Annotated in this window: 18 protein-coding genes; 6 read left to right on the forward strand and 12 right to left on the reverse strand. The window is 64.6% G+C overall.

Going from position 1 to position 21,973, the window contains the following annotated elements:
* Positions 1-40: 40 nt before the first annotated feature.
* The 4 genes from ilvD to ACFFF7_RS01535 are packed head-to-tail and all read right to left on the reverse strand — an operon-like array spanning position 41 to position 5,123.
* Positions 41-1,888 carry a dihydroxy-acid dehydratase gene (gene ilvD / locus ACFFF7_RS01520; RefSeq protein WP_379479594.1) on the reverse strand — a complete coding sequence of 616 codons (1,848 nt, stop codon included), beginning with the start codon at positions 1,886-1,888 and terminating at the stop codon, positions 41-43.
* A 47-nt stretch (positions 1,889-1,935) separates the two neighbouring features.
* Entirely contained in the window at positions 1,936-2,661 is a 726-nt protein-coding gene (locus tag ACFFF7_RS01525) for an N-formylglutamate amidohydrolase (RefSeq protein WP_379479595.1), read from the reverse strand.
* Positions 2,658-3,464: a 4-(cytidine 5'-diphospho)-2-C-methyl-D-erythritol kinase gene (locus ACFFF7_RS01530; RefSeq protein ID WP_379479596.1), complete on the reverse strand. Its 807-nt coding sequence runs from the start codon at positions 3,462-3,464 to the stop codon at positions 2,658-2,660. The genes ACFFF7_RS01525 and ACFFF7_RS01530 overlap by 4 nt, the downstream gene beginning before the upstream one ends.
* 9 nt (positions 3,465-3,473) lie before the next feature.
* Entirely contained in the window at positions 3,474-5,123 is a 1,650-nt protein-coding gene (locus tag ACFFF7_RS01535) for an electron transfer flavoprotein-ubiquinone oxidoreductase (protein ID WP_379479597.1), read from the reverse strand.
* 83 nt (positions 5,124-5,206) lie between these two features.
* Between ACFFF7_RS01535 and ACFFF7_RS01540 the strand changes: the two genes are divergently transcribed.
* Genes ACFFF7_RS01540 through ACFFF7_RS01550 form a run of 3 tightly spaced genes read left to right on the forward strand, consistent with a single transcriptional unit; the run spans position 5,207 to position 8,902 of the window.
* On the forward strand, positions 5,207-5,995 hold the full coding sequence (locus ACFFF7_RS01540) for a uracil-DNA glycosylase family protein (RefSeq protein ID WP_379479598.1): 789 nt from the start codon (positions 5,207-5,209) through the stop codon (positions 5,993-5,995).
* A gap of 2 nt (positions 5,996-5,997) precedes the next feature.
* Positions 5,998-7,782: a lytic transglycosylase domain-containing protein gene (locus ACFFF7_RS01545; protein WP_379479599.1), complete on the forward strand. Its 1,785-nt coding sequence runs from the start codon at positions 5,998-6,000 to the stop codon at positions 7,780-7,782.
* 37 nt (positions 7,783-7,819) lie between these two features.
* Positions 7,820-8,902: a PA0069 family radical SAM protein gene (locus ACFFF7_RS01550; protein ID WP_379479600.1), complete on the forward strand. Its 1,083-nt coding sequence runs from the start codon at positions 7,820-7,822 to the stop codon at positions 8,900-8,902.
* A gap of 21 nt (positions 8,903-8,923) precedes the next feature.
* On the opposite strand, the gene ACFFF7_RS01555 is transcribed toward ACFFF7_RS01550, so the two are convergent.
* The 7 genes from ACFFF7_RS01555 to ACFFF7_RS01585 form a co-directional block, all read right to left on the reverse strand.
* Positions 8,924-9,778, reverse strand: a complete 855-nt coding sequence (locus tag ACFFF7_RS01555) for a hypothetical protein (protein ID WP_379479601.1) — start codon at positions 9,776-9,778, stop codon at positions 8,924-8,926.
* Between the two features lie 99 nt (positions 9,779-9,877).
* Entirely contained in the window at positions 9,878-10,285 is a 408-nt protein-coding gene (locus tag ACFFF7_RS01560) for a DUF1330 domain-containing protein (RefSeq protein WP_379479602.1), read from the reverse strand.
* 1 nt (position 10,286) lies between these two features.
* Positions 10,287-11,876, reverse strand: coding sequence for a long-chain fatty acid--CoA ligase (locus tag ACFFF7_RS01565; RefSeq protein ID WP_379479603.1), 1,590 nt, complete (start codon positions 11,874-11,876; stop codon positions 10,287-10,289).
* A 22-nt stretch (positions 11,877-11,898) separates the two neighbouring features.
* Positions 11,899-15,369, reverse strand: a complete 3,471-nt coding sequence (gene dnaE, locus ACFFF7_RS01570) for a DNA polymerase III subunit alpha (protein WP_379479604.1) — start codon at positions 15,367-15,369, stop codon at positions 11,899-11,901.
* A 77-nt stretch (positions 15,370-15,446) separates the two neighbouring features.
* Positions 15,447-15,935, reverse strand: a complete 489-nt coding sequence (locus ACFFF7_RS01575; RefSeq protein WP_379479605.1) for a glutathione peroxidase — start codon at positions 15,933-15,935, stop codon at positions 15,447-15,449.
* The gene (locus tag ACFFF7_RS01580) at positions 15,932-16,621 is read right to left on the reverse strand and encodes an ABC transporter ATP-binding protein (RefSeq protein ID WP_379479606.1); all 690 of its coding nucleotides are present in this window, start codon (positions 16,619-16,621) and stop codon (positions 15,932-15,934) included. The genes ACFFF7_RS01575 and ACFFF7_RS01580 overlap by 4 nt, the downstream gene beginning before the upstream one ends.
* A complete protein-coding gene (locus ACFFF7_RS01585) occupies positions 16,614-17,855 on the reverse strand; it encodes a lipoprotein-releasing ABC transporter permease subunit (RefSeq protein WP_379479607.1) in 1,242 nt (413 codons plus the stop codon). The genes ACFFF7_RS01580 and ACFFF7_RS01585 overlap by 8 nt, the downstream gene beginning before the upstream one ends.
* 173 nt (positions 17,856-18,028) lie before the next feature.
* Between ACFFF7_RS01585 and purF the strand changes: the two genes are divergently transcribed.
* The 3 genes from purF (at position 18,029) to ACFFF7_RS01600 (ending at position 20,673) form a co-directional block, all read left to right on the forward strand.
* Positions 18,029-19,516: an amidophosphoribosyltransferase gene (gene purF / locus ACFFF7_RS01590; protein ID WP_379479608.1), complete on the forward strand. Its 1,488-nt coding sequence runs from the start codon at positions 18,029-18,031 to the stop codon at positions 19,514-19,516.
* Positions 19,513-20,226 carry an SDR family NAD(P)-dependent oxidoreductase gene (locus tag ACFFF7_RS01595; RefSeq protein WP_379479609.1) on the forward strand — a complete coding sequence of 238 codons (714 nt, stop codon included), beginning with the start codon at positions 19,513-19,515 and terminating at the stop codon, positions 20,224-20,226. Before purF ends, ACFFF7_RS01595 begins: the two co-directional genes overlap by 4 nt.
* Positions 20,227-20,313: 87 nt before the next feature.
* Positions 20,314-20,673, forward strand: coding sequence for a PilZ domain-containing protein (locus ACFFF7_RS01600; protein WP_379479610.1), 360 nt, complete (start codon positions 20,314-20,316; stop codon positions 20,671-20,673).
* Positions 20,674-20,679: 6 nt separating this feature from the next.
* On the opposite strand, the gene ACFFF7_RS01605 is transcribed toward ACFFF7_RS01600, so the two are convergent.
* Entirely contained in the window at positions 20,680-21,921 is a 1,242-nt protein-coding gene (locus ACFFF7_RS01605) for a class I SAM-dependent methyltransferase (RefSeq protein ID WP_379479611.1), read from the reverse strand.
* Positions 21,922-21,973 lie beyond the last annotated feature (52 nt).

The raw sequence follows: 21,973 nt of genomic DNA on the forward strand, positions 1-21,973 counted from the left end.
GCTTGTCGAAGGCCACGCGTCAAGCCTGGCCCATTCGCGCTCACCCCTTTCGCAATTGCGACAGATCGCGCACCGCGCCTCGCGCGGCGCTGGTGGTCATCGCGGCATAGGCCTGCAGTGCGACCGAGACCTTGCGCGGGCGCGGCTTGGCGGGATGCCAACCAGCTTCGTCCTGCGCAGCGCGCCTCGTGGCAAGCTCTGCATCGGATACGGCGAGATGAATTGTACGATTGGGTATGTCGATCTCGATCCGGTCGCCGGGCTCGACCAGCCCGATCTCGCCGCCTTCGGCCGCTTCGGGCGAGACGTGGCCGATCGATAGCCCCGAAGTGCCGCCCGAAAACCGCCCGTCGGTCAGCAGCGCACAGGCCGCGCCCATGCCCTTCGATTTCAGGTAACTGGTCGGGTAGAGCATTTCCTGCATCCCCGGCCCGCCCTTCGGCCCTTCATAGCGGATCACCACCACGTCGCCTTCGACGACCTGGCCGGTAAGGATCGCGGCCACCGCGGCGTCTTGGCTTTCATAGACCTTGGCAGGACCAGCGAACTTGAGGATCTTTTCATCGACCCCGGCGGTCTTCACGATGCAGCCGTCGCGGGCAATATTGCCGAACAGCACGGCCAGTCCGCCGTCCTTGCTGAAGGCGTGCTCTGCGCTGCGGATCACGCCGTTTTCGCGGTCGAGGTCGAGTTCGTCCCAGCGCCGCGACTGGCTGAAGGCGGTCTGGGTCGGCACTCCGCCGGGCGCGGCCTTGAAGAAGGTCTGCACCTCGGGATCGTTGGTCCGGCTGATGTCCCAGTGGTTGATCGCGTGGCCCAGCGTGGGGCTGTGCACCGTCGGCAGATCGGTGTGGAGCAGCCCGGCACGCTCCAGTTGGCCCAGGATTGCCATGATCCCGCCGGCGCGGTGGACGTCTTCCATGTGGACGTCGCTCTTGGCCGGGGCGACTTTGGACAGACACGGCACCTTGCGGCTCAGCCGGTCGATGTCCTGCATGGTGAAATCGATCCCGGCTTCCTGCGCGGCGGCGAGCAGGTGGAGCACGGTGTTGGTCGACCCGCCCATCGCAATATCGAGGCTCATCGCGTTCTCGAAGGCGGCAAAGCTGGCGACGTTGCGCGGCAGGACGCTCTCGTCCTCCTCGACGTAATAGCGCTGGCACATCTCGACCGCGACCCGTCCGGCGCGCAGGAACAGCTCCTTGCGGTCCGAGTGCGTGGCGAGCTGCGAGCCGTTGCCCGGCAGCGACAGCCCCAGTGCCTCGGTCAGGCAGTTCATCGAATTGGCAGTGAACATGCCGCTGCACGATCCGCAGGTCGGGCAGGCCGAACGCTCGATCGTCTGCACTTCCTCGTCGGTGTATTTCTCGTCGGCGGCGGCGACCATGGCATCGACCAGATCGAGCGCCACTTCCTTGCCGCGCAGCACCACCTTGCCCGCTTCCATCGGCCCGCCCGAGACGAACACCGCCGGAATGTTGATCCGCATCGCCGCCATCAACATGCCCGGCGTGATCTTGTCGCAGTTGGAAATGCAGACCATCGCATCGGCGCAGTGGGCGTTGACCATGTATTCGACCGAGTCGGCGATCAGGTCGCGGCTGGGCAGCGAATAGAGCATACCGTCGTGGCCCATGGCGATCCCGTCATCGACCGCGATGGTGTTGAACTCCTTGGCCACCCCGCCCGCCGCCTCGATCTCGCGCGCGACCATCTGGCCCAGATCCTTGAGGTGGACATGGCCTGGGACGAACTGCGTAAAGCTGTTGACCACGGCAATGATCGGCTTGCCGAAGTCGCTGTCCTTCATCCCCGTCGCCCGCCAGAGCCCGCGTGCACCGGCCATGTTGCGGCCATGGGTGGAGGTGCGGGAACGGTAGACAGGCATGGGACACGATCTTTCAAACGAAGTGGCTTTCCCGGCGCCCTACACCCCTATTCCCCCAGCTTCAACGCCACTTCGTTGCAAATCGCGGCAAGGCGCTCCGCCCACTTCGCCTGCCCTGCTGCATCGCCGATCTGGTCCTGGCGGATCTCGATGCCCAGGTATGGCCGCCCATCAGCCTCTGCATGGCGGTTCATGGTGTAGTTGAGGACCTTGCCCGAATAGGGCTGCTGATCGCCTACAATGAGACCCTCGGCCTCAAGCAAGGGTATCGCGATGCGCGCGGCGCGGTCGTCCTGGTTGTAGAGCACCCCGACCTGCCACGGGCGCGGCCGGTCGCTGGTGGCAAGGTGCGGGGTGAAGCTGTGAAGCGAGAGGATCAGCGCCGGCGGTGCGCTGTCGAGCAGGTCGGCCAACGCCGCATGATACGGCGCGTGGAACCGCTCCAGCCGCGCCTGATGCCCGACGTGGTCCAGTGCATTGCCGGGAATGGCGTGGCCGTCACTGGCAATCGGGATCACCGCGGGCGCGTGCGGCTCGCGGTTGACGTCGCAGACCAGGCGGCTGGCATTGGCCTGGAACGCGGCAATGCCGGGGCGCGCGGCCATTCGCTCGCCAATCGCACCAACGCCAATGTCGACGGCGATATGCTGGTCGAGTAGCGAGGGATCGATCCCGAGATCGATGTCATCGGGCACGCGGTTGCTGGCATGGTCCGACACGACCAGAATTCCGCCGAAGCGCGCTGTGCCAATGATGCGGTAGGCTTCGCTCATCTGAGTTGACCTGACATTTGCCACCACCCTGGCTGCGCAACGGCAATGGCCCGTGCGGCAGCATCGCGGGCTGCCACCTTCTCAAACAAGGCAAAGCATGTCGCCCCCGAACCCGACATCCGGACCAGCCATGCGTTGCTATTCCGCAGGCTGGCCAGCACAGCGCCAATCTCTGGGCAGAGTGCAATTGCGGACGCCTCGAGATCGTTGCGCCCGACCAGCGCAATTTCGCGCGCCGTGCCTTCGGTGAGGCCCCCGCGATCGATTCCGTCCCAGCCCTTGAACACCGGCCCAGTGGAAAGCGGCAGACGCGGGTTGACCAGCAGCACCGGCGTGTCGGTCAGGTCCTGCGGCCCCGGCTCGAGGTCGGTCCCGATTCCGCGCCCGATGCAGGTCTGGCTGGCAACGCAGGCCGGAACATCGGCGCCCAGCCGCGCTGCGCGGGCCGGCCAATCGTCAGGCAGATCGTATTCACGCTCGACTAGCCGGAACACCGCCCCGGCATCGGCCGAGCCGCCGCCCAGCCCGGCGGCGACCGGCAGGCCTTTGTCCAGTGTCACCGCCCAGCCCTGAGGACGCGGCAGCGCGGTCAGCGCCTGCATCACGATATTGTCAAACAGATCAGCAAGTTGCCCGCCGAACTCGCCAAGCGTTCGCAATGTGTCGCGCGAAGCGGGCGCAACGCTCAGCACATCGCCCGCATCGACGAAGGCGAACAACGTTTCCAGCTCGTGATAGCCATCCGCGCGCCGCCCGCGAATGTGCAGCGCGAGGTTGATCTTGGCGTAGGCGGTTTCGATCACCGGATCGGATTACATATTCGGATAGTTCGGCCCACCGCCGCCCTCCGGCGTGACCCAGGTGATGTTCTGGTTGGGATCCTTGATGTCGCAGGTCTTGCAGTGGACGCAGTTCTGCGAATTGATCTGGTAGCGCGGCTGGCCTTCCTCGACGCCCAGCCATTCGTAGACCCCGGCCGGGCAATAGCGAGTCGAGGGGCCGGCAAAGACGCCCAGTTCGCTGATCTTCTGCAATTCCAGATCGCGGACCTGCAAGTGGACCGGCTGGTCCTCGGCATGGTTGGTGAACGACAGCGCCACGCTGGAGAGGCGGTCAAAGCTGATCACGCCGTCGGGCTTGGGATACTTGATCGGCTGGTACAGGTCGGCGCGCTGGGTGTCGGTGTAGTCGGCGTGGTGCTTCATCGGCTTCCACAGACCGAAGCCGAACAGGGTGCGCAGCCACATGTCGCCGCCGGCCAGCACCGTACCCATGCCGCCGCCCCACTTGGCCACCAGCGGCTCGGCGTTCTGGACCAGCTTCAATTCCTTGGCGATCCAGCTGTCCCGCACCGCGGCGTCATATTCGCCCAGCGCATCCGATCCGCGTCCGGCAGCAATCGCTGCGGCGGCGGCTTCGGCAGCGAGCATCCCGCTCTTCATCGCGGTGTGGCTACCCTTGATCCGCGGCACGTTTACGAAGCCGGCCGAGCAGCCAATTAGCGCGCCGCCAGGGAAATCGAGCTTGGGCACCGATTGCCAGCCGCCCTCGTTGATGGCGCGCGCGCCATAGGACACACGGCGTCCGCCTTCCAGGATCGCGCGGATCGCCGGATGCTGCTTCCAGCGCTGGAATTCCTCGAACGGGTAGACGTAGGGGTTCTTGTAATCGAGCGCGGTAACGAAGCCTAAGGCCACCTGATTGTTCGCCTGATGGTAGAGGAAGCCGCCACCCCAGCTGTCGCTTTCCGACAGCGGCCAGCCCTGGGTGTGGATCACCCGGCCCGGCTCGTGCTTTTCGGGGTCGATGTCCCACAGTTCCTTGATACCCAGGCCGTAGGTCTGCGGCTGGCAATCCGCCTCAAGGTCGTATTTCGCCTTAAGCTGTTTGGTCAGGTGCCCGCGCGCGCCCTCGGCAAAGAAGGTGTACTTGGCGTGGAGTTCCAGTCCGGGCTGGTAGTCGCCCTTGTGGCTGCCGTCCTTGGCCACGCCCATGTCGCCGGTGGCGACCCCCTTGACCGAGCCGTCATCGTTGTAGAGCACTTCGGCGGCGGGGAAGCCGGGGAAGATTTCCACCCCCAGCCCTTCGGCCTGTTCGGCCAGCCAACGGCACAGGTTGCCCAGGCTGCCGGTGTAGTTGCCGTGGTTCGACATGAACGGCGGCATCGGCCAGTGCGGGATCGACCACTTGCCGTTCTTGGTCAGCACCCAGTGCCAGTTGTCGGTCACCGGGGTCTCGGCCATCGGGCAGCCTTGGTCGCGCCATTCGGGCAGCAATTCGTCCAGCGCCTTGGGATCGACCACCGCGCCCGACAGGATATGCGCGCCGACTTCGCTGCCTTTTTCGAGCAGGCAGACCGTCAGATCGGCATTGACCTGTTTGAGCCGGATCGCCGCAGCGAGACCAGCCGGCCCGCCTCCGACAATCACAACGTCATAGGGCATCGATTCGCGTTCGCTCATGACCTGGTCCATTCCCCGCACTTGTGCTGCGTTTTGTCACGCCAAGCCTTGATTGCAGCGTCGCGGCAGGTCAAGACCGCATCGTGCATTCACCAGGACAAATCATCGGCGGGGAAGCCCTGCCCCAAGGCGCGATTGCAGCCGTGTGGGACTGGTGGCGCGATGCCGGGGTCGACTTTGCTTTTGTCGACGCACCGACGGCATGGCTCTCCGAAGCTGCGAAAGACGTAGCGGCGGCTGAGCAGCCAGTGATCGCCCCGCCCCGCCCGGTCGCGCCCATCGCCGCGCCGCGACCGCGGTTTGGCGGCGCTTCCGAAAGCTGGCCGAAGGACTTCAATGATTTTTCCGCCTGGTGGATGACCGAACCAAGCCTTGACGCAGGTCAGGTCGAAGGACGCCTGGCACCGCGGGGCACAATCGGCGCGCGCATCATGGTGCTGGCCGACCATCCAGAGCCTGACGACACCGATCAGCTCCTTTCCGGGCCGCAAGGCCGGATGCTTGTCGCCCTGCTGCGCGCACTTGGGATCGCCGATGACGAAACCTATGTCGCAAGCGCACTGCCCCGGCATATGCCACTGCCCGATTGGGAGACGCTTGCCGCCGATGGACTGGGTGCCGTCATCGCGCACCACGTGCTGTTGGCGCGTCCGCAGCGACTGCTGGTGTTCGGCAACAACGTCTCATCGCTGCTTGGCCACGATCCGGCGAATAGTGACGGCTTTTTACCCAATATTCACCATGAGGGCCCGAGATTTCCGGCATTCGTCGCTCCGGGCCTGTCGGCCCTGGCGGCGCGGCCCAGAGGCAAGGCGCGGCTTTGGCAGGCTTTGCTCGACTGGACCGACACGGACAGGACGGGGACCAAATAAGCGTGAAACCTGGTGTAACTACCCGTATTCTTGCCCTGAGCGTGGCCGCTGCGGCGCTCACCGCGCCGCTGGCCGCCCATGCCAACAGTGCGGCAGTCGACTATTTCCGCAACCGTGCCGGCAACACCGCCGTGCCCAGCCTGCTCAGCCAGGATGAGCGAAGCTATTACCGCGACCTGTTTGCCGCGATCGACCGGGGCGACTGGACACAGGTCCAGACGCTGTTCGCGCAGAAGCCGGATGGCCCGCTGCATCAGGTCGCCCGCGCCGAATATTACCTTGCCGCCAATTCCCCCAAGATCGAAGGCGATGCGCTGTCCAATTGGCTGGTGCGCGGCACCGAACTGCCCCAGGCCGAGCAGATCGCCAACCTGGCGATGAAGCGCGGGGCCGCGGTGATTCCCAGCCTGCCTTCGGCCAATTCGCTGGTCTCGATGCCCAACCGCGCCAAGCGGATCCGCCCGCGCGACACCAATGACGGCACGATGCCGGGCGCGGTGTCGGGGGCCATTCTGGCCGCGATCAAGGCCGATAATCCGTCGGGGGCCAAGGCCCTGCTCGACGGGATCGACACCCAGCTGTCCGCCAATGCCCGCGCCGAATGGCGCGCCAAGATCGCCTGGTCGTTCTATATCGAGAACGACGATGCCAGCGCTTATGCCGTGGGCCAAACGGCCAATGACGGACTAGGTCCGTGGGTGGCCGAAGGCTGGTGGACTGCTGGCCTGGCTGCATGGCGGATGGACGATTGCACCGGCGCCGGCGATGCCTTTGCCCGCACCGCGTCGCTCTCCGAAAACAGCGAACTGACTGCGGCAGCGCTCTATTGGCAAAGCCGCGCCCTGGTTCGTTGCCGCAAGCCGGAGAACGCCGCCGCGCCGCTCAAACAAGCGGCGCGGATGGACGAAACGCTCTACGGCATGCTTGCTGCCGAACAGCTCGGCCTGACCCTGCCCAAGACCCACGAAGCACCGGATTTCAGCCTGACTGACTGGCAGGCAATGCGCGACGTGCCCAACGTCCGCGTCGCGGTTGAACTCGCCGAAGTCGGCAAGGATGGTTTGGCCGACGAAGTGCTGCGGCATCAGGCGCGGATCGGTACGCCGAACCAGTATCAGCCGCTGTCTCGTCTCGCGCGCGACCTGGGTTTGCCCTCGACCCAGCTGTGGATGGCCTACAACGCGCCCTATGGCGGCAAGCCTGAGCCTGCGGCGCGCTTCCCGACCCCGAAATGGACCCCGGTCGGCGGCTGGAAAGTCGATCCGGCGCTGGTCTATGCCCACGCCCTGCAGGAATCGGTGTTCCGCACCGGCGCGGTCAGCCAGACTGGCGCGCGCGGCCTGATGCAGATCATGCCTGCGGCGGCCAAGGACCATTCCGAAGATCTAGGCTATCGCGGCTCGCCCAGCGACCTTAACCGCCCCGAAGTGAACCTGGCCTTCGGTCAGCGTCACCTGGATATGCTGCGCAACTCCGCCGCAACGCAGGGCCTGCTGCCCAAGGTCATGGCCGCCTACAACGCCGGGCTGACCCCGATCGGGCGCTGGCAGTACGAGATCAAGGACAAGGGCGATCCGCTGCTGTGGATCGAAAGCGTCCCCTATTGGGAGACGCGCGGTTATGTGAACATCGTCATGCGCAATTACTGGATGTACGAGCGCCAGGCCGGGGGTCCCTCCGAAAGCCGGCTGGCCCTTGCCCAGGGCCTGTGGCCAACCTTTCCCGGGCTGACTGGATCGCAGGCGGTCCGCATGTCTGCCAACGGAACGTTGCAGCGCCTGCGCTGACCCTTCCAAAAGTTCCTGTTATGTTCTATGATGGGGCATGGCGAGTCCCATCCCCCGGATCCATGGCCGCGGCGCGCAATCGGGCACGGTGCCGCAGCGCTTTGGTCTGGCCGCGCGCGAGGCGGACGGGGACTGGCTGGATGCCTGCGGCGAGATCGATGGACCCGGAGCCAAGCTGCGCACGACTGTGATCGAGGAAAAGCCGCGAACGATCATCAGCTTCAACCAATCGCCGGACATCCCGTTCGACCGATCGATCAACGCCTATCGGGGCTGCGAGCACGGGTGCATCTATTGCTATGCCCGGCCCAGCCACGCCTATCACGATCTGTCGCCAGGGATCGACTTCGAGACGAAGCTGTTCGCCAAGCCCGACGCGGCGCGGCTGCTACGCGAAACGCTGGCCAAACCGGGTTACAAACCCGCGCCGATCGCGATGGGCACCAATACCGATCCCTATCAGCCGATCGAAGCGCGATACCGGATCACCCGCCAGATCCTGGAAGTGGCGCTGGAAACCGGGCATCCGGTGACGATCACCACCAAGAGCGCCCGGGTTACCCGCGACCTCGATCTGCTGACCGAATTGGCGCGGCGCAATCTGGTCGCGGTCGGCGTGTCGGTGACAAGCCTCGATCCGCGGCTCTCCGGCCTGCTGGAACCACGCGCATCATCCCCGGCCAAGCGACTGGAGGCGCTGGGCAAACTGGTTGAGGCCGGAGTCCCCGCGCATGTCTCGGTCGCCCCGGTGATCCCCTCGATCACGGATGAATTCATCGAGGGCATACTTGAACAGGCGGCTGCGCGCGGGGTAAGGTCGGCCAGCTGGATCATGCTGCGCTTGCCGCACGAAGTGGCACCGCTGTTCCGCGAATGGCTCGACGTTCACTTTCCCGACCGCGCCGCCAAGGTTATGGGCATCGTCCAGTCGGTACGCAGCGGGCGCGACAACGATCCCTCGTTCTTCACCCGGATGAAGCCGCAGGGGGTCTGGGCCGACATCTTCCGCAGCCGCTTCCGCATTGCGACCAAACGGCTGGGCATGAACATGGTCGATCTGAAACTGGACTCACGCCAGTTCAGAAGGCCCGCACCGGACGGGCAGCTGTCCCTGCTTTAGGAACAGCGCCCGCCGGTCAGGTCAATCGTGATGAATTTCGCTGCGCTTGGTTTCAAGCGCCCAGAACACATGCGTGATCCTGCGCCCGCCACCGGCCAGGTTCGCGACGTAAACGTCCGGACGGCCTTTGCCATCTTCGTGCACCGCTGCGCCCCATTCAAGCGGGCTGTCACCTGGATCGCCATCGTCGACCACTGCGGGCGCGGGTTTGCGCAGATCACGAATGCCGAAGTTGGTCGCTGCGAAGGCTGCCGACGTATCGTAACCGTCAGAATGGTTGTAGATCGTCTGCAACTGGTCGAAATCGTGCTGGTTCGGACTGGTGTTTGCGGGACCATAGGCACCGCCGCCCAATGGACTGTTAGTGTAATCCATGCAGGTGCCCAGATTGGGAGCGGCAAAGCCCTCATCCTGATGTCCCAGCCCGAAGTCATGGCCGATTTCCTGACAGGCCACCAGCGCGCGCCATTCCGGCTTGTTGTATGTGGCCGTGCTGAAATAGCTGTCGTTCAACTTGGTCGTGCCGGTCTTGATATGCCCGGCGGTATCGAGCGTGATCGAGGCAATGCCCAGCCAGCCGCGTTGACCGTAAGCTTCGTTGCAGACCAGTATCTGGCCCGAAACGGGTGAACACCGCTTGCGGTTTGCAGTGGAGGCGACCTGGGTCAGGTCGAGAACAGACGAACCCTTCCAATCCGCGACGGCCTTGTTGACCGACGGGTTCCAGACCGATGTGACCGAAACGTTGACTGTCAAGGAAACCGGACCACTGGCATTGGCCCAGTGGTAAGTGCTCCAGCTGTGGTTGGCGGCAGCCGGAGCGGCCACAAGGGCTGCCGAAAGCGCCGCCAGGGCGCAAAGACGTGCACGCTTCATAAGACAATCCCCCAGTAGCGCGACCCGCACTGTGTTGGAGGATGGCACAAATCAGCGTGAAGGCAAGCTTGCCGTAGCGTTACCCACAAAGTGTCCCAATCAGCCACGGAACCGGATCAGCCGGCTATCGGCCACCGCCGCCGTGCGGTGCGGCACTACGTCGCGGATGTATTCCGTGTTCTTGACCATGGCCATGAACACGGTGCTATCCGGATAACCCATGACGAAGGCTTCGTCCCATTCGCCCTCCGGTCCGGTAACGACGCATTCGATCGGCGCGCTCCACACCATTGCCGCGCCGTCGTTCGCGACCACCTGCTGAAACCCCTCGGCATAGATCGCATAGGCCTCGCGCCCGGTCAGGCCCTTGCCGTGATTGGGGTGGCCCTCGGGATATTCGGCGAGGTCGCGGAACTTGATCAGGTTGAGCATGTGGATCGGCGTGTTGCGCGGCAGGTCCTTGAAGCGCTGCCAGTTTTCACGGCTGGGATCGATGTGGGCGGTCATGTCAGGCATCCGCCAGCTTGTAGTCGCGGAACTGTTCGCGCAGATCCTTCTTGCTGACCTTGCCGGTGCCGCCGTGCGGGATTTCCGCAACGAATTCGACCGCATCGGGCAGCCACCACTTGGCGCAGGTTTGCGCCAGATGCCGTTTGATCTCATCGGCGCTGACCTCTGCCCCGGCCTTCTTGACCACGACCAGGATCGGGCGTTCGTCCCATTTGGGGTGATAGATACCGATCGCAGCGGCTTCGGCGACCGCTGGATGGCTCATCGCCGCATTTTCGAGCTCGACCGAGCTGATCCACTCTCCGCCCGACTTGATCACGTCCTTGGTCCGGTCGGTCAATTGCAGGGTGCCGTCGGGATGAAGGATCGCCACGTCGCCGGTATCGAACCACTGCTCGTCATCGGTCGCGTCGGCTTCGGCCTTGAAATAGCGCTTGATCACCCACGGACCGCGGACCTGCAGCGCACCGCTGGTTTTGCCGTCGCGCGGCAACACCTTGGCCGGATCGCCCAGATCGACGCAGCGCAGCTCGACCCCGAAGGGTGCACGGCCCTGCATCTGCTTGATATCGACCTGCTGGTCGAAGCTGAGGTCGTCCCAGTCGAAGGTCTTGGCCCCGGTGGTGCCGATCGGGCTGGTTTCGGTCATGCCCCAGGCGTGGGCGACGTTGACCCCGGCCTTCATCAGCCGTTCGATCATGAAGCGCGGCGCGGCCGATCCGCCGATGATCGCCTGGCGCAGGTTGGGCAGCGTGGTGCCGGTGGCATCCATGTGCTGGAAGGTCGCCAGCCAGACAGTCGGCACCCCGGCCGAATGGGTGACCTTTTCGCGGTTCATCAGCTCGCACAGCACCGCGGCATCGTTGACCGCCGAAAAGACGAACTTGATCCCCGCAGCCGCGCCGCCCCACGGCAGGCCCCAGCTGGCGGCATGAAACATCGGCACTACCGGCAGCATCACGCTGCGCGCGTCGAAATCGAAGATCGGCGGGCCGATGCTGGTGATCGCGTGGAGCATGGTCGAACGATGTTCGTAGAGCACGCCCTTGGGATTGCCGGTGGTGCCGCTGGTATAGCACAGCATGCAGGGATCGCGCTCGTCGCCCGCCGTCCAGTCGGTCTGCCCATCCTCGTCCGCGATCCAGGCTTCGAAGCCGCCATCATCATAGCAGATGTAGTGCCGGATCGTGGTCCAGCGCGGCTTCATACGGTCGATGATCGGCTGGAACGCCTTATCATAGAGCAGGACCTGGTCTTCGGCGTGATTGGCGATGTATTCCAGCTGGTCGTCGAACAGCCGCGGGTTGATCGTATGCAGCACGCCGCCGACGCCGACCGCGCCGTACCAGCTGACCAGATGGCGCGAATGGTTCATCGCCAGGGTTGCGATCCGGTCACCCTTGGCCACTCCAAGTTTGCGCAGGGCCTGGGTCATGCGCAGGGCATCGTGGCGCACTCCGGCCCAATCGGTGCGGGTCTCGCTGCCATCGGCCCACCGGGTGACGATCTCGCGCGCGCCGTTTTCCCGCGCGGCGTGATCGATCAGACGGGTAACCCGAAGGTCCCAATCCTGCATGGCTCCCAGCATTGCATTCTCCCAAGGTCCGTTGTCAGGCGACAAGCCTCAGGTTTGCTGAGCCGCGCCGTGCTGTCAGCGCCACATTGGCAAGACCGTCGACGCTTGCCAAGCGTTCTGCAAGATCGCCGTCGATCTGGAAATCGCGGCCCAGCCGCACCACGGGATCATTGTCGCCTTCGATGCGCAGGCGCGCAATCACTTCGCCGCGGCCTTCGGCCCCGCCGACCAGCATATCGCGCAGCGCCGCAAAGGCTTCCGGCTGGAGCACGTCGAGCCGCAGCACCATGCTCGCAGCGCTTTTCACTTCGGAAATCGGCCGCGCCCCGCGCACGGTTACGCGCGGCGGCTCTTCGGGACTGGGCGCATCAAGCTCGACCTGCAGCAGCAGGCAGGTGCCGTCCTTGGACCATTGCAGCATTGGCTCGACCAGCGATTCCTCGAAGCACGAGGCGGAAAACTGTCCCGAGCTGTCGGAGAAATCGGCCACCACAAAGTCCGCGCCGCGCTTGGTCCGGCGCTTCTGCACCCCTTCGACCATCGCCGCGATCACCGCCGGCATCCGCCCGCCGCCCGGTACGCCCGATTCCATCAGGCTGGCATAGGACCGCGCACCGTTGGCCGAGGCAACCGCGCGCCATTGCTCGATCGGGTGCGCGGCGAAGTAGAAACCGAAGTTCTCGCGCTCGCGCGCCATCTGCTCGGCCCGGCTCCACGGTTCGACATCGGCCAGCCGCACGGCCGGGGCGGCATGATCATCGCCGCCGAACAGTGCCGCCTGCCCGCTGGTCCGGCTGCGCTCGGCCTCGTCCGCCACGGCCAGCAGCATGTCGGCGTTGACCATGACCTTGGCCCGGTTGTCGTCGAGGCTGTCGAAGGCGCCCGCCGCAGCCAGCCCTTCCAGCTGACGGCGGTTCATCGTCCCGGCCGGGGCGCGGCGGAAGACATCTTCCAGGCTTTCGAACCAGCCCTTGGCCTCGCGTTCGGCAACCAGCTGGTCCATCGCCTTTTCGCCGACGTTGCGGATTCCGGCCAGGGCATAGCGCACGGCATAGCCATCATCGGTGCGCTCGACCGTGAACTCGGCTTCGCTGCGGTTGATATCCGGCCCTTCCAGCGCATAGCCGTTGCGGCGCATGTCATCGACGAAGATCGCCAGCTTTTCCGACTGGTGCATGTCGAAGCACATCGACGCGGCATAGAATTCGTGCGGATAATGCGTCTTGAGCCAGGCGGTCTGGTAGGCCAGCAGTGCATAGGCGGCGGCATGGCTCTTGTTGAAGCCATAGCCGGCGAACTTGTCGATCAAGTCGAACAGCTCGTTGGCCTTGGCCTTTTCGATTCCGGACACCGCCTTGCAGCCGTCGACAAAGCGCTGCCGCTGGGCGTCCATTTCCGCCTGGACTTTCTTGCCCATGGCGCGGCGCAGCAAGTCGGCGTCGCCGAGCGAGTAACCGGCCAGGATCTGCGCGGCCTGCATCACCTGTTCCTGGTAGACGAAGATCCCGTAGGTTTCGGACAGGATCTCTTCCAGTTTGGGGTGCGGATATTCGATCGCCTCGGCGCCGTTCTTACGCCGCCCGAACAGCGGGATATTGTCCATCGGGCCGGGTCGATAGAGCGAGACGAGCGCGATGATGTCGCCAAAGTTGGTCGGCTTCACTGCCGCCAGGGTTCGTCGCATCCCTTCGGATTCGAGCTGGAACACGCCCACCGTGTCACCCGACTGGAGCAGACGATATACCTGCGGATCGTCCCAAGCGAGCGCCGAGAGATCGATCTCGATCTCGCGCTTATGCATCAGTTGCTGGGCCTTCTTGAGCACCGACAGCGTCTTCAGGCCAAGGAAGTCGAACTTGATCAGCCCGGTATCCTCGACATATTTCATGTCGAACTGGGTTACCGGCATATCCGATCGCGGATCGCGATAGAGCGGCACCAGCTGCGCCAGCGGGCGATCGCCGATCACCACGCCGGCGGCGTGGGTCGAACTGTTGCGCGGCAGGCCTTCCAGCTGCACCGCCAGGTCAACCAGACGCCTGACCTCGTCATCGGTGTCGTATTCGCGCTTGAGCTCGGCCACGCCGTTGAGCGCCCTGGGGAGCGTCCACGGATCGGTCGGATGATTGGGGACCATCTTGCACAGCCGGTCGACCTGGCCATAGCTCATCTGCAGGATGCGCCCGGTATCGCGCAGCACCGCGCGAGCCTTCAGCTTGCCGAAGGTGATGATCTGGGCGACGCGATCGAGGCCGTACTTCTGCTGGACATAGCGGATCACTTCGCCGCGCCGGGTTTCGCAGAAATCGATGTCGAAGTCCGGCATCGAGACGCGTTCGGGATTGAGGAAGCGCTCGAACAGCAGCCCCAGCCGCAGCGGGTCGAGGTCGGTGATGGTCAGCGCCCAGGCGACGACCGAACCCGCGCCAGACCCGCGCCCCGGTCCGACCGGAATATCGTTGTCCTTGGCCCACTTGATGAAGTCGGCGACGATCAAGAAGTACCCGGCAAAGCCCATCGTGTTGATGACGTTGGTCTCGAAATCGAGCCGATCGAAATAGGTCTGACGTTCCTCGGCGGTCAGCTCGCCATAGGGGGCCAGCCGCGCTTCCAACCCGGCGCGGGCATCGGCGATCAGCATCTGCGCCTCGCCCGCCTTGTCGCCGGCCAGACTGGGCAGCAGCGGCTTGCGCTTGGGCGGGGCATAGGCACAGCGCTGCGCCACGACCAGGGTGTTGGCCAACGCCTCGGGCAGGTCGGCGAACAGCTCGGCCATCATCGGCCCGGACTTGACCCAGGCCTGCGGGCTGGAGCGCGGGCGCTCGGCGGCGTCGACGTGAGTCGAATTGGCGATGCACAGCATGGCGTCATGCGCCGAATGGAACCCGGGATCGCCGTAATTGGCGGGATTGGTCGCGACCAGCGGTAGGTCACGGGCAAAGGCGAGATCGACCAGCGCGTCCTCGCTCGCATCTTCGACCGCATCGCCGCGGCGCGCGATTTCGATGTAGAGCCGCCCCGGGAACAGCGCCTCCAGCTGCTCGCACAGGTCGCGCGCCGCCTCGCCGCGGCCCTCGGCCAGCAAGCGCGCCAGGGCCCCGTCGCCCGCTCCGGTCAGACAGATCAGCCCATCCGTGCGGCCGTCGAGATCGGCCATGGTAACGTGCGGGTCCAGTTCCAGCGGCCGTTCGAGGTGGGCCCTGCTGACAAGGTCGCACAGGTTGAGCCACCCGGCATCGTCCTGCACCAGCAGGGTCAGCCAGTCGATGACCTCGCCTCCATCGCGGCGGACGCCCAGTACGGTCCCGACAATCGGCTGGATTCCGGCATCGCGGCAGGCCCCGACGAACGACATGGCGCCGTAAAGCCCGTTGCGATCGGTCATCGCAATCGCCGGAAACGCCCGGTCCTTTGCCAGCTTGGCAAAGGCCTTGGGATCGATCGCGCCCTCGAGCATGGTGTAGCTCGAATAGACGCGCAGGGGGACGAACTTTTCGAAGGCCATGGGCGGACGCTATCGCCCAGTCGCCCCGGCAATCAAGGGCGGAGCAAAGCCGGTTGCGGAAAACTCTGCCGTTTCGGTCACAGCAGCTTTTCGATGTCCTTTTTGATGCTCTCGGGCTTGTCGGTTGGCGCATAGCGCTTCACCACATGGCCTTCGCGGTCGATCAGGAACTTGGTGAAGTTCCACTTGATCCCCTTGGAGCCCATCAGCCCCGGCGCCTCGCTCTTGAGCCAGTCATACAGCGGCGGTGCGCCGGCGCCGTTGACCTCGATCTTGCCCATCAGCGGGAAACTGAGCCCGAAGTTGACCTTGCAGAACTCGGCAATCTCGTCGGCGCTGCCCGGTTCCTGCCCGCCGAACTGGTTGCACGGGAACGCGATCACCTCGAACCCGCGGTCCTTGTAGTCACGCCATAGCGCTTCCAACCCGTCGTACTGCGGGGTGAAGCCGCACTTGCTGGCGGTGTTGACCACCAGGATCACCTTGCCCAGCTTGTCGGCCAGGCTGATCTCCTCGCCGTTGGGAAGTTTGGCGGTAAAGTCGGCAATGGTCTTGGCTTCGCTCATTGCAGTACTCCTTCATGCAGCCGGACAACCCGGTCCATCGATTTGGCGAGACGCTCGTTATGGGTCGCGACGAGAGCGGCGCTGCCGGTGCCGCGGACCAGCTCAAGGAACTGGCCCAGCACCTTGTCGGCGGTTGCCTCGTCCAGATTGCCGGTCGGCTCGTCGGCCAGGACCAGTGCAGGCCGGTTGGCCAGTGCGCGGGCCACGGCAACGCGCTGCTGCTCGCCGCCGGAAAGCTGGCTCGGACGATGATCGAGCCGCTGCCCCAGGCCCAGTGCCTCAAGCAGCGCGGTCGCCCGCACCGCAGCGTCCTCGCGATCCTTGCCGGCAACCAGTTGCGGCAGCATCACATTTTCGATTGCATTGAAGTCAGGCAGCAGGTGATGGAACTGATAGACGAAGCCTATCCGGTCGCGGCGCAGCACGGTGCGATCATCGCCATTCAGCGCCGAAGCCTCTGTCCCGGCGATCTCGATCTTACCGCCAAACCCGCCCTCAAGCAGACCAACGGCCTGCAGCAGTGTCGACTTACCCGAACCCGATGGGCCTAGCAGCGCGACGATTTCTCCGGGCGCAACCGTCAGGTTGACGCCGCGCAGCACATCGATCTTCACCCCGCCCTGCTCGAAGCTGCGGGTCAGCAGGGTCAGCTTGACGACGGGGTCGATCTGGGCCGGATCATTCATAGCGCAGCACCTGGACCGGATCGGTCGACGCTGCACGCAGCGCCGGGTAGAGCGTCGCGAGGAAGCTGAAGACCAGCGCCATCACGCAGATCGTCGTGATTTCGACCGGATCGCTGCGGCTGGGCAGCTCGGTCAGGAAGCGGATCGAGGGATCCCAAAGGTTCTGCCCGGTCAGGAGCTCGATCCCGTGGACGATCGGCTGGCGGAAGAACAGGAAGACCATGCCCAGTGCCAGTCCGGCGACGGTGCCAAGCGAGCCGATGATGAAACCAATGGTGACGAAGATCTTGAGCAGCGATCGCCGCGTCGCGCCCATCGTGCGCAAGATCGCGATATCGCGGGTCTTGGCGCGAACCAGCATGATCAGGCTGGACAGGATATTGAACACCGCGACCAGGACGATGATCGACAGCACCACGAACATTGCCACGCGTTCCACCGCCAGCGCCTCGAACAGGCTGGCATTGATGGTCTTCCAGTCGGTCACTACGGCTTGTCCGCCCAGCTTGTCCTTGACCGGTTTGAGGATCGCCTGGACGTTGTCGGGGTCGGTCACCTGAACTTCGATCATGCCGATGGAATCGCCAGCCAGCAGCAAGGTCTGCGCGTCTTCCAGAGGCATGACCACGAAGCGCTCGTCGTAATCGTAGATCCCGATCTCGAAGATCGCCGCGATGTGGTACGAAATCTGCCGAGGCACCGTACCAAACGGGGTCGATTGGCCTTGCGGATTGATGATCGTGATATTGTCGCCAACCCGTGCGCCAATGTTCTGGGCCAGCTGCGATCCGATCGCGACATTGCCGCTGCCCGGGGTCAGCCCGGCGATCGATCCGGTCTGCACCTTGGGCTTGATCCGTTGAATGTCTTCCTGCGTGTTGCCGCGGGCATAGACCGCCTCAACCCGGCCATTAAGGCTGCCCAGCAGTGGCTGTTCGATCAAAGGCGAAGCCCGCGTCACGCCGGGCGTGGCCTTGACCTGCTCCAACACGTCGCGCCAATTATCGAGCCGCCCGCCATAGGCCTGGACAATGGCGTGGCCGTTCAGGCCAACGATCTTGTCGAACAGCTCCGCGCGGAACCCGTTCATCACGCTCATCACGATGACCAGCGCCGCGACGCCCAGCATGACGGCGACCAGGCTGATCCCCGCGACAAGCGCAATGAACGCCTCGCCGCGGCCGGGCAGCATGTAGCGTTTGGCAATCGTCCATTCGAAAGGGGAGAGGATCAAGCGCGGGCTCGCAATGGTCAGGCGTCGGAAGCCGTGGATGTAGGGCCGGGTGGCCTCACTGGCAAGGCAGCGCGACCCGCATGGGGGTAGCACCGCACCCTGCCCTTGCTTTCACGGGCCGGACAGGCCAAATGCGCGCCCGACAGGGTGCTCATGCAGGCCAGGCGATTCCGATGACGTTCAATGACTGCCTTCGCGACGAAACGCCGTGGGATGCCGACGGTGACAAGCTGCGCGAGGAATGCGGGATTTTCGGCGTGATCGGCAGCGCCGACGCCGCCGCCATGACCGCGCTGGGCCTCCACGCCCTGCAGCACCGTGGCCAGGAGGCTTGCGGAATCGTCAGCTGGGACGGCAAGGAATTCTTCGCCCGGCGCGGCTTGGGCCACGTCGCCCAGGTTTTCACCGATCCGGCGGTCATCGCCCAGCTGCCCGGCCAGATGGCATCGGGCCACGTCCGCTATTCGACCACCGGCGGCCAGGGCCTGCGCAACGTCCAGCCGCTGCACGCCGATCTCGCTCGCGGCGGTTTTTCGATTGCGCATAACGGCAACATTTCCAACGCCATGCACCTCAAGCAGGAGCTGGTGAACAAGGGTGCGATCTTCCAGTCGACCTCCGACACCGAAGTAATCATCCACCTGATCGCGACCAGCCGCTATCCCACGCTGATGGACCGCTTGGTCGATGCGCTGCGCATGGTCGAGGGTGCCTATTCGCTGATCTGCATGACACCAAAGCGGATGATCGCCTGCCGCGATCCGCTGGGCATTCGCCCGCTGGTGATGGGACGGATCGGCGATTCGTACATCTTCGCCAGCGAGACGGTGGCGCTCGACGTGGTCGGAGCCGAATTCGTCCGCGAGATCGAGCCGGGCGAGATTGTCGAGGTGCGCCAGGACGGCCGCTTGTCCAGCCACCGGCCGTTTGGCAACCAGGCCTCGCGCCCGTGCATTTTCGAACATGTCTATTTCAGCCGGCCGGATTCGGTGCTGGGTGGGCATTCGGTTTACGAGGTTCGCCGCCAGATCGGTGCCGAACTGGCAATCGAAGCCCCGGTTGAGGCCGATCTGGTCGTGCCGGTACCCGACAGCGGCGTGCCTGCGGCGATCGGCTATGCCCAGCAGTCAGGGATTCCCTTTGGCCTCGGGATCATCCGTTCGCACTATGTCGGACGGACCTTCATCCAGCCCAGCGATGGCGCGCGCCACGCCGATGTGAAGCGCAAGCACAATGCCAATCGCGCGCTGGTTGCGGGCAAGCGGATCGTGCTGATCGACGATTCGATCGTGCGCGGCACAACGTCGATGAAAATCGTGCAGATGATGCGCGATGCCGGGGCCAAGGAAGTGCATTTCCGCGTCGCCAGCCCGCCGACCAACAACAGCTGCTATTACGGCGTCGACACGCCAGAACGGCACAAGCTGCTGGCCGCGCGGATGGATGTCCCGGCGATGACAGAGTTCATCCAGGCCGATAGCCTGGCATTCGTCTCGATCGACGGGCTTTACCGCGCGCTGGGTGAAAAGCAGCGCAATGCCGGTTGTCCGCAGCACTGCGATGCCTGCTTCACGGGGGACTATCCCACGCGCCTGACAGATCTGGCCGATCGCGATGCGGAAGACGATCAGCTGCCACTGACTGTCGAAACCGCCGCATGACCCAGTTTGCCGGGCAAGTCGCGCTTGTCACCGGGGCAAGCAAGGGGATCGGCGCGGCCGTGGCCGAAGCGCTGGGCGCGGTCGGTGCTCACGTCATCCTGACTGCCCGCGATACCGGAAAGCTGGAAGCGGTAGAGCAGCGCATCTTCGACGCCGGCGGCGCCGCCACCATCGCCCCGGTCGATCTGACCGAAGCGGATTCGATCGCCCGGCTGGCCAATGCCGTGGCAGGGCGTTGGCCCGCGCTCGACATCATGGTTCACGCCGCTGCCGTGCTGCCCGAACTGACCGGAGTCGCCGACATCGATCAGGTCGCGCTGACCCGCGCACTGACTGTTAACCTGCTGTCCGTGCAGGCGCTGATCGCCCGGTTCGATCCCTTGCTGCGCAAAAGCGGCGATGCCCGGTTGATTCACCTGACGACCAGTGTTGCCACCCAGCCGCGCGCGTTCTGGGGCGCCTATGCCGCCAGCAAGGCCGGGGCCGAGGTCCTGTTCGATTGCTACGCACAGGAAACACGCAATATCAGCAAGTTACGGGTCGCTATCGTCGATCCCGGGGCAACCCGCACCGATATGCGCGCCCGCGCCTATCCCGGTGAAGACCCGGCTTCGGTCAAGCCGCCGCAGGATGTTGCCGAACGGATCGTTGCGTTGCTTGGTGAACAGTTTGCCAGCCCGCACCGCGAACGCGTTAACCACGCCTCATAAGAGCCGGGCAACCGCAAAGCGTCATACCCTGCAAAGCGTGCCGGTTAGGGAATCCGGCAGGTTGATGCAACGGAAGGGGCGCAAGACATGAGCGATCTATTGCTGGGCAACCGGGATTCGTACTTCACTGCCGCGCAGGAAGACCGCTCGGCGCCGCGCACCCGCATATCGATCCCCGCCACCTTGCGCATTTCCGGCGCGCGCGGATTTCAGACAGTTGTCCACGATCTGTCGCTCAGCGGCTTTTGTGCTGCCGCGGTCAATCGCCTGCAACCCGGAACGGTGTGCTGGCTGACCCTGCCCGGTCTTGAAGCCCTGCAATCCGAAGTGATCTGGTGGGACAACAGCCTGGCTGGCTGCGCTTTCGACAATCTGCTCAGCCCGATCGTCCACGACAATATCCTGACCCGCTGGCGCGGCGACAGTCACTATCGCCCGGTGGGTTGAGACGCCTCAGTCAGGCTTGACCAGCGTTACTTGCGTGACATTGATCAAGCCGCCGCGAAAGCCGCCTTCGCAATACATCAGATAGAAGCGCCACAGGCGCACGAACCGGTCATCAAAGCCCTGCGGCAGTCGCCCTTCTGCAGCGGCACGGTCGAAGGCCAGCCGCCACAACCGCAGGGTTTCCGCGTAATCCAGCGCGAAATGCACCGGATCGTGCCAGTCGAGGCCATGTTCAATGGCCAAGCGCCGGAACGCCGCTTCGCTGACCAGCATGCCGCCCGGAAAGATATAGGCCTGGATGAAATCCGCGCCCTTGGCATAGGCGGGAAACACATCCTCGCGGATGGCGATGTACTGGATCGCCGCCCGCCCACCCGGCTTCAGGTTGCGCGCCAGACATTCGAAAAAGGCGTCCCAGTACTCCTGCCCCACCGCTTCGACCATTTCCACGCTAGCGATGGCGTCGAATTGTCCGGCGGTATCGCGGTAATCCTGTTTGCGGAAATCGATGCCCGGATGGTGCTGGCGCGCCCAGGCCAGCTGCTCGTCAGACAGACTGATCGCCGTCACGTTCATGCCGGCGTCGCGCAGATGCGCTGACAGCGCGCCCCAGCCGCAGCCGATCTCCAGCACTGTCGCTGCGCCCGCTACGCGCACAGCGATGCTTTGCAACTTGGCCTGCTGTGCATCGGCAAGAGTCTGATGATCGGTATCGAAGCGCGCGCTGGAATAGACCAGCGCCGGGTCGAGCCAGGCCGCGTAAAAATCGTTGCCCAGATCGTAGTGGGCGTGAATGTTGCGTGCCGAACCAGCCCGACTGTTCCGGTGCAGCCGGTGGAGCGCGCGGCCGATCCAGCGCCACGGCCCGCGGGCACGCGCCACGGCACCAAGACTGGCTGCATTGGCACAGAACAGGGCGAACAACGCAACGGGATCGGGGCTGGTCCACTCACCGGCTTCATAGCCCTGGTAACAGCCGACCGATCCGGCGGTGGCCAGCCGAATCAGGGCGCGGCCATTGCGCAGATCGGCTTCGGCATCGAAGCCCGGTGCGCGGCCCCCGAGCACACGCTGGCTGCCATCGGGCAAGCGAACCCGGACAGAGCCCGTCGCCAATCCAGCATCGACCCGGTCGAGCAGCCGCGACAGGCTGCCTGCCCATACCCGGTCAAGCCAGCGCGGTACGGATCTTAAGGAATCGCCGCCGCTTAGCAGGTCTTCTCCACGCGTTGCAACCTGTGCCTTCATGGGCGGGCTTATGAACCGGGCTGCCATTTCGGGCAATGCGTTCGCGCCGTTT

The sequence above is a fragment of the Novosphingobium aquiterrae genome (assembly GCF_042434435.1).
Classification (GTDB): Bacteria; Pseudomonadota; Alphaproteobacteria; order Sphingomonadales; family Sphingomonadaceae; genus Novosphingobium; species Novosphingobium aquiterrae.